At 48.1% G+C, this 12879-nt stretch carries 12 protein-coding genes, 1 tRNA gene and 2 pseudogenes; 9 read left to right on the forward strand and 6 right to left on the reverse strand.

The genetic code is table 11. The annotated features are described in order from the left end of the window. Positions 1–287 precede the first annotated feature (287 nt). From aqpZ to VB741_RS13350, 3 genes are all read left to right on the forward strand, one after another. A complete protein-coding gene (gene aqpZ / locus VB741_RS13340) occupies positions 288–1025 on the forward strand; it encodes an aquaporin Z (RefSeq protein ID WP_323365677.1) in 738 nt (245 codons plus the stop codon). 888 nt (positions 1026–1913) lie between these two features. Further along, complete coding sequence (locus VB741_RS13345; protein ID WP_442786358.1) at positions 1914–2594, forward strand: Crp/Fnr family transcriptional regulator; 681 nt, start codon at positions 1914–1916, stop codon at positions 2592–2594. Positions 2595–2763: 169 nt separating this feature from the next. Then, positions 2764–3255, forward strand: a complete 492-nt coding sequence (locus VB741_RS13350; protein ID WP_323365679.1) for a tellurite resistance TerB family protein — start codon at positions 2764–2766, stop codon at positions 3253–3255. Between the two features lie 138 nt (positions 3256–3393). Here VB741_RS13350 and nadA read toward each other — a convergent pair whose 3' ends face one another. Both nadA and VB741_RS13360 read right to left on the reverse strand, forming a co-directional pair. After that, on the reverse strand, positions 3394–4353 hold the full coding sequence (nadA, locus tag VB741_RS13355) for a quinolinate synthase NadA (RefSeq protein WP_323365680.1): 960 nt from the start codon (positions 4351–4353) through the stop codon (positions 3394–3396). 172 nt (positions 4354–4525) lie between these two features. Beyond that, positions 4526–5362 carry an HAD-IIB family hydrolase gene (locus VB741_RS13360; protein ID WP_323365681.1) on the reverse strand — a complete coding sequence of 279 codons (837 nt, stop codon included), beginning with the start codon at positions 5360–5362 and terminating at the stop codon, positions 4526–4528. 93 nt (positions 5363–5455) lie between these two features. Here VB741_RS13360 and VB741_RS13365 point away from each other — a divergent pair, with 93 nt between their 5' ends. Beyond that, positions 5456–6343 (forward strand): TIGR04168 family protein, encoded by an 888-nt coding sequence (locus VB741_RS13365; protein ID WP_323365682.1) that lies wholly within the window; start codon positions 5456–5458, stop codon positions 6341–6343. Positions 6344–6462: 119 nt separating this feature from the next. Beyond that, positions 6463–6547: transfer RNA gene (locus tag VB741_RS13370), tRNA-Ser, on the forward strand. Between the two features lie 197 nt (positions 6548–6744). Here the strand turns inward: VB741_RS13370 and VB741_RS13375 are convergent. Next, a pseudogene (locus tag VB741_RS13375) lies at positions 6745–7230 on the reverse strand (IS982 family transposase); the annotation flags it as partial. A gap of 162 nt (positions 7231–7392) precedes the next feature. Here VB741_RS13375 and VB741_RS26405 point away from each other — a divergent pair. After that, on the forward strand, positions 7393–7521 hold the full coding sequence (locus VB741_RS26405) for a DUF4058 family protein (protein ID WP_323365683.1): 129 nt from the start codon (positions 7393–7395) through the stop codon (positions 7519–7521). On the opposite strand, the gene VB741_RS13385 is transcribed toward VB741_RS26405, so the two are convergent. After that, positions 7501–8013 carry a hypothetical protein gene (locus VB741_RS13385; protein ID WP_323365684.1) on the reverse strand — a complete coding sequence of 171 codons (513 nt, stop codon included), beginning with the start codon at positions 8011–8013 and terminating at the stop codon, positions 7501–7503. The two genes, VB741_RS26405 and VB741_RS13385, sit on opposite strands and share 21 nt — an antisense overlap. A gap of 67 nt (positions 8014–8080) precedes the next feature. Then, positions 8081–9505 carry a hypothetical protein gene (locus tag VB741_RS13390; protein ID WP_323365685.1) on the reverse strand — a complete coding sequence of 475 codons (1425 nt, stop codon included), beginning with the start codon at positions 9503–9505 and terminating at the stop codon, positions 8081–8083. Positions 9506–9642: 137 nt separating this feature from the next. Between VB741_RS13390 and VB741_RS13395 the strand changes: the two are divergent. After that, a pseudogene (locus tag VB741_RS13395) lies at positions 9643–9912 on the forward strand (DUF6398 domain-containing protein); the annotation flags it as partial. 300 nt (positions 9913–10212) lie between these two features. Here VB741_RS13395 and VB741_RS13400 read toward each other — a convergent pair. Continuing rightward, positions 10213–10986 carry a DUF4058 family protein gene (locus tag VB741_RS13400; protein ID WP_323365687.1) on the reverse strand — a complete coding sequence of 258 codons (774 nt, stop codon included), beginning with the start codon at positions 10984–10986 and terminating at the stop codon, positions 10213–10215. 250 nt (positions 10987–11236) lie between these two features. Here VB741_RS13400 and VB741_RS13405 point away from each other — a divergent pair, with 250 nt between their 5' ends. Together VB741_RS13405 and VB741_RS13410 are read left to right on the forward strand one after the other, a co-directional pair. Continuing rightward, positions 11237–11638, forward strand: coding sequence for a hypothetical protein (locus VB741_RS13405; RefSeq protein ID WP_323365688.1), 402 nt, complete (start codon positions 11237–11239; stop codon positions 11636–11638). A gap of 7 nt (positions 11639–11645) precedes the next feature. Further along, positions 11646–12062 (forward strand): HNH endonuclease, encoded by a 417-nt coding sequence (locus VB741_RS13410; protein WP_323365689.1) that lies wholly within the window; start codon positions 11646–11648, stop codon positions 12060–12062. Positions 12063–12879: the final 817 nt, after the last annotated feature.

Below are 12879 nucleotides of genomic sequence, written 5' to 3' on the forward strand. Positions count from 1 at the left end.
TAACTGATGACGCTCATCGGGGGTTAGGCGGACAATATTCTTTTTCTGCATAGGATTCCGGTACGCTGCATAAAGCTTACCGCAACACTCTCAACAATCCTAATTTTTAGTCTTGACGGTGCACTAGCCTACTAAATATCATTAAAATCGCCAGTATTTTGTATAAAATTCAGCATTATGGCTAAAATGTCTACCATAATACATAAACTTGTAAATATCTCAGCTAGATTGGGGCCGTAATCACATTTGTCACTGCACCCACCATTGCAACGATTGAGAAGAAATTTATGAACTTAGCAAAACGCTGTATTGCCGAGGCTATCGGTACCATGTGGCTAGTCTTAGGTGGCTGTGGTAGCGCTGTTTTAGCGGCCATATTTACCGCTGGCGATGTCAATATTGGTATTGGCCTAGTCGGTGTATCCCTGGCTTTCGGTTTAACGGTTATGACCATGGCCTATGCCATAGGTCACATTTCAGGTTGTCATCTCAACCCAGCCGTATCATTTGGTCTGTGGGCCTGTAATCGCTTTCCAGCTTCTGAGCTATTGCCCTACATCATTGCCCAAGTCATTGGGGCCATCTTGGGCGCTGGCATCCTAATGGTCATCGCCAGTGGTCAGACAGGGTTTGAATTAGCCGGGTCCAATCCTTTTGCCACCAATGGTTTTGGAGCCCACTCCCCTGGTGGTTATTCCCTACTATCCTGCCTAGTCACCGAAGTCGTCATGACCTTTATGTTCTTGATGATTATTCTCGGGGCCACCGATAGCAGAGCACCCCAAGGATTTGCCCCCGTTGCCATTGGTCTTGGGCTTACCCTGATTCACCTGATCAGTATTCCGGTCACCAACACCTCAGTCAATCCTGCCCGTAGTCTTGGCCCAGCAATCTTTGCCGGTGCCGAACTCCTATCCCAAACCTGGTTATTCTGGGTAGCTCCAATTTTAGGGGCCGTACTGGCTGGTTTTGTTTACAGTTCCGTGTTTGAGCCCAGTCGTGATGCAGTTCGCGAGCGGACCTAATATAGCTTGGCGCACATAGCGTTAACAATAGGGCCACGGGAACAATAGGGCCACGGGCAGTCCAGTTTTGTTTGAGGATTAGACTCAACCCATTGCTAACGCACAGCTTAATCTCCCAATCGGTCTAGATCCATTGGGAGATTTTTAATGGTCTCACCCTTGATGGCGGTCCGGTGTATGCAACGGTGAACCTAGGGATATCTTGCTTTAGGTCTACGATTCAGCAATTTCCGTCAGCAAACCTCAGCTAGATAGCGTAAACACTCCCCCATTAGCGCTACTAAACTAGGGGTATCTGAACTAGAGACTAGATTAACGACACCTTTTGATCGCTAACTATCGGTCTGGTTTGTGTTCCCCCTTTTATTTTCTTTATCTTTTACCAGATAACGCGTTTGTGTTTTCTGTCTTCCAGTGGGTTATTTAGCCCACTGGATTTTTTTTGTCTGTAATAACCGTAGGTCTGTATCAGATTAACTAGTTATCCATCAAATTCCTTAAATATACTGAAACCGCCTGGGGTGGATTGTATATTTTTGCAGCTTGACCCACCTGAATGGTCTAGCCCCATGGGTATTGGCCATTAGAGCGGTCGTCAAGAGCCCCAATGGGTGATGTCCATCCTGCGGGTAAGGTATATAGCCCAATCAAGCTGGGTAAACTATAGAGAGTTCCCCCCTTACCCATACACTTGTCCATACAAACGACGGGTCTGCCCCGTAGAGTCCCCTTAGCTAATTCCGTAAACCTACTTACACTGTCGACCTAACTTCATCGTTTTCTTACAAATACAGAAAGTATCCAAGAAAATACCTTCATGATGTCATTTGTGGTTATGCTGCCCACTCGTAGGTCTAATATATGACTACACTTACCCTGAAAAAGTCCATGCGGCCCGATCTCCTAAGTGAGCTATTTCCATTGTTCAATGCCGCAAATCCTGACACCTTAACGAGTCTGCTATCCGCAGCCACTGAGCTGACCTATCCAGCAGGACGTACCGTTCTAATGGAAGACTCCTGGGGTAATGCTATCTATCTGATTGTGGCCGGATGGATTAAAGTCCGCCACGATTCAGGCGGCGACTATGTCACCCTAGCCGTTCTAGGCAAGGGTGATTTCTTTGGGGAAATGGCCATTTTAGACGAATCCCCTCGCTCCACCGATGTCGTCGCCCTATCACCGGTTCAGCTCCTGAGTATTCCGGCTCAGAAGTTCATTGATACGCTGTTTCAAGATCATCACCTCCATCACCGGATGCTGCAGCTGATGGTACAGCGGCTACGCCAGACTAATAGCCACTTTGAGCGTCGCCATAAGCCAGCAGCAGTCAAGCTGGCCTACACCCTAACCTCCCTAGCCGATGCCTATGGTGAGCAGAAGGATGCTACGCCAGAAATTTTCAACTTAGCGATGGACGACCTGGCCGCCGTTGCTGACGTCCCCAAGGACGACGCCGCTAAAATTATGGAAAAACTCAGGGAAAGGGAGTGGGTCACCCCTAGTGAAAACGGCAAAACACTTAAGCTTAAAGGGTTTAACCACCTGGTACAGCTAGCGCGAAAGTAGTGGCATGGTCTGTGGTTTCCGGTCTATGGCCACTGCTGCTCATCGTAAAAATGGCAGCCCAACCCAGATGAGTTACAAATTATTGCCACATACTGAAAAAAACCTTGGAGAGCAAGTTTTTGTTTGTGGGCAGATGGATACTGGAGGAGTTGTACCACAGTGAATATTCATGGGTACCCCACTACCCCCTTCTATTACCCCACGTCAGATGAATCTGCTACGCATTGTGCTAGCGCTGGCGTGGGCTGATGGTAGCCTAGCCAAAGAAGAAGCTGATGTGATGCTGACTAGCTTTAGTCAGGTATTTGCCACCACACCAGCCAGCCAAGAATCTGTCAAACAAGAACTCCAAGGGTACTTAGTCCAAGATCTGCCCCTAGAAGAACTGGTCCCCCAACTTTCCACCCAGGCAGAAAAGGAATTTGTCCTCCGTTTGGGCTATGAGGTGATTAGTTCCAGCTCCCGCACCCAAGATGAAGCCTTGATCAACCAGGAAGAACAAGCCATCTATCAAAAGTTAGTAAATCTGCTGGAGCTACCCAGGGCAGTCGTTGAGCGGGTTGAGCAATCAGCCCAAATCGCCTTAGGCACCAACCAAGCCCAGGGCAATAAGGTGGTGGATTTGCTGACCTATCAACTGAGGGAGCACCTGAAGGAATAAAGGCTCCCCGGCAATTTTCTCCCAGATGTTTCCCTAAGGACATTTCCAGCCAAGAAGATACCAGTATCCAGGCCCCCTAACCCCCCGATTCTGGGGGTTAGGGGGCCTTCAATCGGTATAGTTTTTTCGAGAAAACACCTAAGCACTCATCGCTAACATGCGTTGAATGGGGGCCAAGGCCTGTTGCTGGATATCCGCTGGCAGGGTGATTTCTGGCGTGCGATTTTTCATCGCCAGGTAGAGTTTTTCTAGGGTGTTAAGCCGCATGTGGGGGCACTCGTTGCACTGGCAGTTGGCCTCTGGGGGGGCCGGGATAAACAGTTTTTGGGGTACCTGCTTTTCCATCTGGTGGATGATACCCGCTTCTGTGACGACGATGAACTGCTGGGTTTCGCTGCTTTCCACGTACTTGAGCAGGGCCGTGGTGGAACCAATAAAGTTAGCATGGCGCAGGATCGCTGCTTCGCATTCAGGGTGGGCCACAATCTCAGCATTGGGGTGCTCCATTTTGAGCTGTAGCATCTTCTTCTCTGAAAAGGTTTCATGCACAATGCAGCTCCCTTGCCATAGCACCAGGTCCCGTCCAGTTTGGGCGGCCACATAGCGACCTAGGTTACGGTCGGGGGCAAAGATAATCGGCTGCTCCGGGGGGAGTTGGTTCACCAGCTTAACGGCATTTGAGCTAGTGCAAATAATGTCGCTCATGGCCTTGATTTCGGCGGTGCAGTTAATGTAGGACACCACAATGTGATCGGCATGGGCCGCCTTGAACTTGGCAAACTCTGCCGGAGGGCAGCTATCGGCCAGGGAACATCCCGCCGCTAGGTCCGGTAGCAGCACCATCTTGTCTGGGTTCAAAATTTTAGCGGTCTCGGCCATGAAATGTACCCCAGCAAACACAATCACATCAGCATCGGTGGCTGCCGCCTTTTGCGACAGACCCAGGGAGTCGCCGATGTAGTCAGCAATGTCCTGAATGTCTGGCTCTTGATAATAGTGGGCTAAAACAATTGCATTAAGCTCTGTTTTTAGCGTTTCAATCGCGCCAAAAAGGTCCTTTGGTAGGCCAATGGCCGGTGCTGATGCCGTTGTGAACATGGAGACAAACTCGCTAATTATTTATAGTGCTGGATTAAAAATTGACCTAGCTTAATTATAGTTATTTTAACCATAATTGTCAGCTGGGTTGGGTTGAGAAAAATTAGACTCTGGGAAGCGGGAGGTAGAGGCTATGGATATCCCCATCCCGGTTAAAGGTTGCTGGGCCTGCTTAGCTGGGCAATGCAAGGTCAAATCTCTGACAAATGGCGGTTACGGCATCTACCCAACCCTGGGGGGCAGGGGCGGGGGCAATTTCCCATCCCCGATTGGCCAGATGGGGGTGGGGACCTTCAGGGCCAGGTAAGACAATGGAATAATCGACATTTTCCAGCATATCTAGGTCATTGGGGCTATTGCCTAGGCCAACGGTGGTGATGGTTTCCCCAGCGGGTAATAGGCTTTGGTAAAGGGCCACTAGTCGCTTTACGGCATTGCCTTTACCTGCTTCCGGGCCAATCAGATGGGAAAACCGATCGCCCACGACCACCTTGAAACCTAAGGATTCCACGGCTTCGATCATCTGCTCAGGGGGCACGGTCTTGGGGGTAATAAAGGGCTCGCTAAATTCCCGGGCCTTCGCTTCTTGGGCATCCTTGGCCGAAAGTCCGGTGTAATTTTGCAGCCGTTTGATGGTCATATCACCAAAGCCCAACAGGGAATGTTGTAGCTCATTGGCAATCACCCGTAGCCCTGCCCTGGCTTGCACGTAGGGGCAGCCTAAATCCACCACGTAGTAGTCGCCGTCCTGTTCCCCTGGCGCTTCATGAAAGGGATTATGATTGACTTCAACAAAAATACCGCTACCATTCTCGGTGATGAATGGGGCGGTAAGGCCCAGATCCTGGCGCAGGGTGGTGACTTCGGCCCTGGTTTTACTGGTGACGGGTACTACGGGAATGTTTAAGGATTTTAATTGCTGGATAATGGGCACGGTCACAGCATAGTCGTAGGTCTCACCATTAAGAAGCGTGCCATCGAGGTCGGTGAATATAATCATCTGGGTCATGGGAAGTAAACGCGCCTTGGACCAGTCACAACATGTTTAGATTAAACAACGATTTATGTCGCCGATGGGGCAAATAAAATTGAGCCGGGGGGGATGGTGGAAAAATTAGCCATGGTGGCCATTGTGGGAGATGTCCATGGCCAGTGGAGTAGCGCCGATTCTGAGGCCCTTCAGGCTCTAGGTCTGGATCTGGTGCTCTTTGTGGGGGATTTTGGTAATGAGGCGGTCTCTATTGTGGAGCAGATTGCCACAGTTCCGTTGCCTAAGGCGGTCATTCTGGGCAATCACGATGTCTATTACACGGCCAGTAAAAAGCGGCAAAAAGACTGTCCCTATGACCTGACTAAGGAAGATCGGCTGCAGCAGCAGCTAGATGCCCTGGGGGCATGCCACATCGGTTTTAGTAAGTTGGAAGTCCCGTCCTGTGCTGTGACGGTGGTGGGGGCACGTCCCTACAGCTGGGGCGGTGCCCAGTGGCGGCACCAGCAGTTTTATCAAACGCGTTGCCAGGTGGGCAGTTTTGAGGAGTCGAGGGCTAGAATTTGTGCGGTGGCTGAAACGGCTGAGCAGGACAGTCTGATTTTTCTGGGGCATAACGGTCCAGCGGGCCTGGGGAATCAGGTTTATGACATGTGTGGTCGAGATTGGAAACCCCAGGGTGGGGATTATGGGGATCCGGATTTTGCGGCTGCGATCGCACATACCCAACACACAGGCAAACATGTAGCCCTGGTGGTGTTTGGCCACATGCACCATGAGCTTAGGCATGACAAAACCCGTCTGCGGCGGCGGCTGATGGTGGATGACCACGGTACGGTCTATGTCAATGGAGCCCAAGTTCCCCGAGTGATTGAAACCAAAACGGGCTGGCAGCGTAGTTTTACCCTGGTGACCCTGCAGGCTGGTCGGGTCCAAACCGTACGGTTAGTTTGGCTCAACGCACTAGCGGATATCGTGTCTGAGGAATACCTTTATCCCTGATAGGGAGACCCGTCAGAGGTACAGACCGGATAAAACTCAACACATAGCTAGACGCATGGGTAAATTTGGGCTAGCATAACTGATGCTTCTAGCCGGAAAAGATAGAAGTAATTTCACCTGGAGAGGTGGCAGAGTGGTCGAATGCGCTCGACTTGAAATCGAGTGTGCCGAAAGGTACCGTGGGTTCGAATCCCACCCTCTCCGTTGGTCATTACGGCAGTGCAGCGTTATCTCAGTTAAAAAACTGCTGTGCAGAACCAGTAGTTTTTTATGGCAAAAATGCCCTATTTAACTCAAAAATTAGTTCAAAATTAGTTCGGTTCAGTTCTGAGGGGTGTTTAGGAGGTCAGTTATGGTGTGTACTGCTGTTGACCCTCTAAATCAACGTGAGTTCGATGAGGTCAAAAAATGGCAGACGGCAGAGCAGCCAAGCCTTTGACCTCAATGTCCAAGGACGGTTTCTTCTCGTGATAGGTATAAGCCACTAACCCCGCCAGCAGATTCACCAGAAAGTTGAAGGGACTGCGATGTCTCGAATGTTCAATCTGGCAAATAGTCTTGAGTGGGTCATTGACTGATTCAATCACAGCCCGCTTGCGTAGCAAGATCTTGTCAATCAGCTTAACAAGTCGATTTTTCATAGTTTTCTTGGACTTGGTGATGAGCTGTAATCCTTGCTCATAGAGCTTCTCAAACAACTCTTGTGAGATGTAGCCTCGGTCCCCGAAGAGCTTGCCAAAGAGGCCCTGCGCCATTTCTGGCACCGGCACTCGGTCATCGGTGTTGGCTGATGTCAGTTTGAAGGCCAATAGCTCACCCTGATCGTTGATAATCAGATGTAGCTTGAAGCCGAAGTTCCAGCCCACTGAGCTTTTACCCCACCAGGCTTCGCCTCCAGGCAGAGCCATCAACCTCTGCTCCAGGCAGAGTCTGGGCGTAAGATAACGTTAAAAATTCTAGCGATCGCATATCGTCTGAACGATGAGCATCAAGCTACAGTTAGCTTGGATTATCCTAGACCTATGGCAATACCACGAGGATGACCGTCCATGCCTTACCTATTTCCAGGAATGGACCCCCACCTAGAAAATCCCGAAATCTGGCCAGAAGTGCACAGTCGTTTGATTGTTGCGATCGCTAATAAAATACCTGCCCCGTTAATCAGTGATAGAGCCTGACGGTGCCAGCGTTGACGCAACAGATAGATGAAACTGATCGCCAATATTCTCCAATTGACAATCAAGGATATAACGTCGATTGTTAGGAAATAGCTCTAATTTGCGCTCTACCATCTCCTCGATTAAGTCATTGAGGTCTCGTTTAAGGATTTCTTTTTTATTACCCTTCATCAGGTCATTAAACAACTTGTCTAGGGCCGGTTGCCGTTGATGCTCAGGCATAATGGCCAAATTCCAGGCGACGATAGCCATATCAAACACCATGCGCCGCCGTTCAAGGCTGTTTGTCTCCGGTAGATAAGGCTCAGCAAAGTCTTCTAAAACCTCAGACATTTTGACTTCACCCTGGGGATTTTTCACAATGTCTGTAAAACTATTGGCGATTTCCTTTTGCTGAAACGTTTTCTCAAATTTATTCAGCGTGTTTTCTCTACGGTTTATCAATTTCTGCTGCTTCAGAAGTGAGCGAAACCCTTTCGACTTTTTAGCCATGATGAGTGATCCCTATAAAAAGACTGTTTTATCGATAATCAATTAATTCGGCGCAGTACCACGCGCGTCAAAATCCTTCCCCTTTCTTTTTCTTTTTAGTCCCTTTGCCTTTCTTTCCCAGTGACTTAACTTCTTGCAATGGCGATTTACGAGACTTCGCAAGTTTAAAGGGTTTTGCCGGTGTTGGAGACTTAGCCGGTGCATTGTTAATAGAAGCCGATTTCTGTTTTGTCCGATCCAGTGCCAATTTTTCTGCCACCCTTGACAGACTAGCGTTCCAGTCGCTCTTTTCGGCAGGGTCAGTACTTAGCGGTTCAGACTGATTAAACGTGTCAGAAAACCGTTTGGCCTCTGCCTCAAAATCTGCCTCAGTTTGACAGGCTGGCTTACCCCAACGATGGAGAAAACTATAGCGCCAGAGAGGCTCCTGCCAATGGTCTAGCAACGTTTTTTTGTGATTAGTGACCACCTGAATGGCCGACTCATATACAGTGTCTGTAATCACCCCTGCTGTACGCAAAAAGTCATACACATGGGGAATTCCCCACAGCGTGGCAAATCCCTTTGACTGACGAGATGATAATAATCCACCAATGAGCTGAACTACGTAGCGTTCTAACTCCTTGGCATTAATGCTAAAGAAACGGTCTGGATGGGACAGTTGTTTTTTAGACAGATCCCGTTCGTCTAAAGCACCCATTACCGCAGACCAAATTGCCTGGCCACAGACAAAACTCAACTGATACCGGTTCGTCATATGGATAATGAATCGCAGTGACAGTTGAGGAAAGACTGAGTCGAGTTGCTTTTGAAATAATCTTATAATTTCGGGGCCATCTAACACCTGACCCGATAGGTTCTGGATAATTTCTTGCTGTACTTCCGGTGTCCCTTGAAAGTCAAAAGATTTAGCATCTTGTTCCCAAGCTTCCCAATCTACAGACTGCCCCTGCTGAATTTGCCCATAGGCTTGCTCCAACAAATCAGCAATGACAACCGCTCCTAAAGCATCGGCTGAACCTCCCAATAAATCTCTAGAGGTGGCTACGGGTTTGTAAACAGCGCGGCTGACCTCAACTGCCCGCTTTCGGACATCATAAAAGCGAAGATCATCCAGCATGGGCAACAGAAAATCAATGCTTTTAACCGGGTTTTGGCGATAGCGAGCCAGGGCTGGATCTATTAGTGCTAACTCTTGGTTAAAAAGCGCTACTCGAATGGGAAAATTATCAAAATAATAAAATTCCTGTTGGTATAGCTCCGGTTGCCGCTCCTGAAAGGTTTTAGTGAAGGCCAACGCTTGCTCAATTAAGTTGTTCCCTTCTACCAAACCTTGCACATCTATCAGTAGGGATGGAAGGTCTACATCTTTTGCAAACTCTAGTGGAATAGGTGTGGAAATGAGCTCCAGTAGATGCTGATGCTGCTCCTGGGGAGACATCTCATCAAAGTGTTCGTACCATTGATCGAAATCGTCTAGAAATAAAGACATAGCCAGCCGATAGCAGGTAAACCTTGCCCACATGCTATCGCGATCCTTATATGTTCCTGTAGCTACACCTTAATGTTTTAATACAGAGCAATAATAATCGCGGTAGGTCAAGTACAGGTGCACTTCAGATGGCAAAGGTCAAAAAGTCGGAAAACGTACCCAAGGCCATGCAGGCCAAGTTCGACAACATTGTGGCCATTACCGACGAGTTTGCCAACCAGCATCTGAATGATGAATATGCTCGGTTTATTCGCTATGCCGTTGCCGCCCTATGTCGTAAACGACCATCGCCGTTAGCGAAGGGACATGATAAAACCTGGGCCTGTGGCATTACCCATGCTATTGGTATGGTCAACTTTTTGTTTGACCCATCCCAGGACCCACATATCAGTGCCAAGGAGTTATTTGGCGATGACTGGTGGCATCAGGTGAACGTCATCGATATTAAGGCCAAAGCCCCGAAAGGGAGATACCCCAAAGTAACCAAAAGAGGTAACCGTCCCTGGAACTCATATTGAGCTTAGTGTTCAACGAGTTTAATAGGGTTTCAGCTTGTACCTTGAGCGGTCTTCAGACCTTAAATGGCTGAAACGACCAATCTTCGTCAGATAGCAGGGACGGTTACCAAAAGAGTTGGGGCTAGCCCACCCCAATATACCGATTTTGATTAGGAATCACTGCACAAAGAACAAGCAACTACAAATTTCTTAAGTATTTTGTAGTTGAGCCTGTAGCCAGTTCACATCTTCCTTAGACAAAGCTGGTGGCGGTGGTGCCTGATTATAGTCAAGGGATAGATCGTAGGCGGCTTCATCGTAGATGGCATCAAGCACTGCTTGCAGGTCCAAAGGCACATCTGGATCAGGCTCCTGCAAAGGTACAGGTACGACCGGCAAGGTATTGGGCAACTCAACCGGCCAGATTCCCATTTGCTTCGCCTGGGCACGAGTGAGTGCAATACAGTAGGGCACCTCTGGTAGACGAGGTTGGGCAAAAGGCCGAGACCCTCGCCGCAGCAAGTCTAACTCCAGTAAGTGAACATTAGCCTGATATAACCGCTGCCGCTTTTGGCGGTAGGTGGTTAACCCTGGTTCCCTCTTGTTAACTGGGGACAGAATTTCAATGCTGGTCACCAATCGATTTTTTGCCGTGTCCCGAATTTCAACCGTAGTCAGCCGCACCTGCACTGCCTGGGGCACAGGTAGAGAAAGTTTGGGAGGGGTAATGGTGAGGGTGCTACCAGGGGCAGTTTCAGCAGTCTGACGTTTGGGGGCATCCAGCACTTCTACATCCGGATAAAGAATGCCAATTTCCCCTTCTGGGAAGGCATCTTCAGCCAGATAAACCTCCAAACGAGCTGTGTATTTAGGTCGCAGCAGCGGCGTTAACTGCTGACGAATTTTATTAGCCAACGCACTATGCACATCGGGCCAGAGATAGCCTTCGAGGTAAGGATCCATTCCAGGAAAGGGCGATGGCATAGACGTCAGTTTTGTAGGAGCGTTAGGACTAGGATAATCATTTCTAACGCCAGGTAACTGCTCTGCTGAAAAATGTATACCGCGTAATGCGGTCATACTGGGTACTGGGGCTATGAATTAATAAGTCAGTGATGGATAAGTCCATTACGACCCAGGCATTGAAATCCAGAAAGGCCTAGCTGACTAGCTAATAACACTGCATTTGAATAGGACATTTACAATAGGAGTTAATACTCCAAGGCAATCAAGCATGGCCCAAATCACGATTGAAGTTCCTGACGAATTTGCTCAACGTCTAGAACCTTTCCAAAATCAGCTCTCTGAACTCTTTACTCGTTTTATGTCCGCCACAGTACTGAGTAAAACATCAGAAGCAATGGCCGTATCAGCCGATTATGTTGCCTCTCCACCCAAGACCTATCAGGAGGTGCTCGATTTCTTGATCAGTCGTCCAACATCTCAGGAAATTATTGGCTTTAAGGTATCCGAACAATCCCAAACCCGTCTGCAAACCTTACTGCAGAAGAATCGTGATGCAGAGCTTAGCCTGGAGGAAAAAAGCGAACTAGACCTTTACGAGCAATTGGATACCCTAATGGGCCTACTCAAAGCTAGAGCCTTTGTAACCCTTAAGCCTGCCACTGAAGCCTAGCCAGGGAATGTCCTACATACCAGACAAGCTAAGACTCTCGGTTCGCCAACGGGCCGATGAAAAGTGCAAGTATTGCCTCATTCATCAAACTTTTTCGATTTATAGCCATGAAATAGATCATGCAGTGGCCATCAAGCATGGTGGTCAAACCACTTTCGAGAACCTCGTTTTAGCCTGCCTGCCCTGCAACCGTCATAAAGGCACAGACCTAACGAGTATTGACACAGTAACCGGCGAAATCACCCCCCTCTTCAATCCCAGAAACCATACCTGGCAAGACCATTTTGAACTACAAAATGGCTATATTTTGGGCTTAACGACCATTGGTCGAACGACCGTTTTCCTTTTGCAACTCAATGAACCGAACCGCCTACAACTGCGACAAATGCTTGCATCCCAAGGCCTCTATCCAGATTTACCTTGAATAAAGAGGCAATAAGCATCAATGCATTTATGGCAATTTAAGCCTTAAGAATCTTTCAACTACCCTATAGGGTTTACACAAAGTAGAGTGATCAAAATACTCTATAAGTATTGGGACATATACTATTGAACAGTGATCAAAGTGAGTGATCAAACATGATCAATAGCCAAAAGTGATCAAAAATTTGAGGTGCCCCATAATAGGAAAACAATCATAGAAAATACTGGCTCAATATCGGCTCAAATATTTTTTAGTTTACTTGGAATTCTTTGACAGCAGTGCTTTCAACACTCCACATAGTCGACTTGAAATCGAGTGTGCCGAAAGGTACCGTGGGTTCGAATCCCACCCTCTCCGTTATACATTGCAACAGTTTAAAGTTTTTTTGAGCAGGCTTTGACCAACTTGCCAGGTAGCGCTGCCCAATATTAGGCATGATCTGGATGATCTTGCGATCGCACACCCTCATTCAAATTTGTGCAACGCAACTCTTTTTTCAAAGCACGGTCACCGCTAAGCAATAGTGATTATCTAACCATCGGTCAAATCGGTGAAGTTATACGTTGTGGAACCGGCTATGAGTTTCTAAAACGGGGACAATATTAGCCTTGTTAGTAAACGTTAGATTTGAAAATTCGATTGCCATAAGGAAGCCTCGGAATTAAGAGAGAAAGAGAGATTGTTATAGTCTATGGGCGTAACCGGTCTCGCGCTCTAACTCAAGCAAACAGGGGCCAATCGACTGCACCGAGTAGGTTTCGGTGTGGATAAAGGCGTTCAGTTTCATGCTGAATGCGAAAATGAGTAAACGCTTGCC

It is taken from the genome of Leptothoe sp. PORK10 BA2 (assembly GCF_034932105.1).
Taxonomy (GTDB): Bacteria; Cyanobacteriota; Cyanobacteriia; order Phormidesmidales; family Phormidesmidaceae; genus Leptothoe.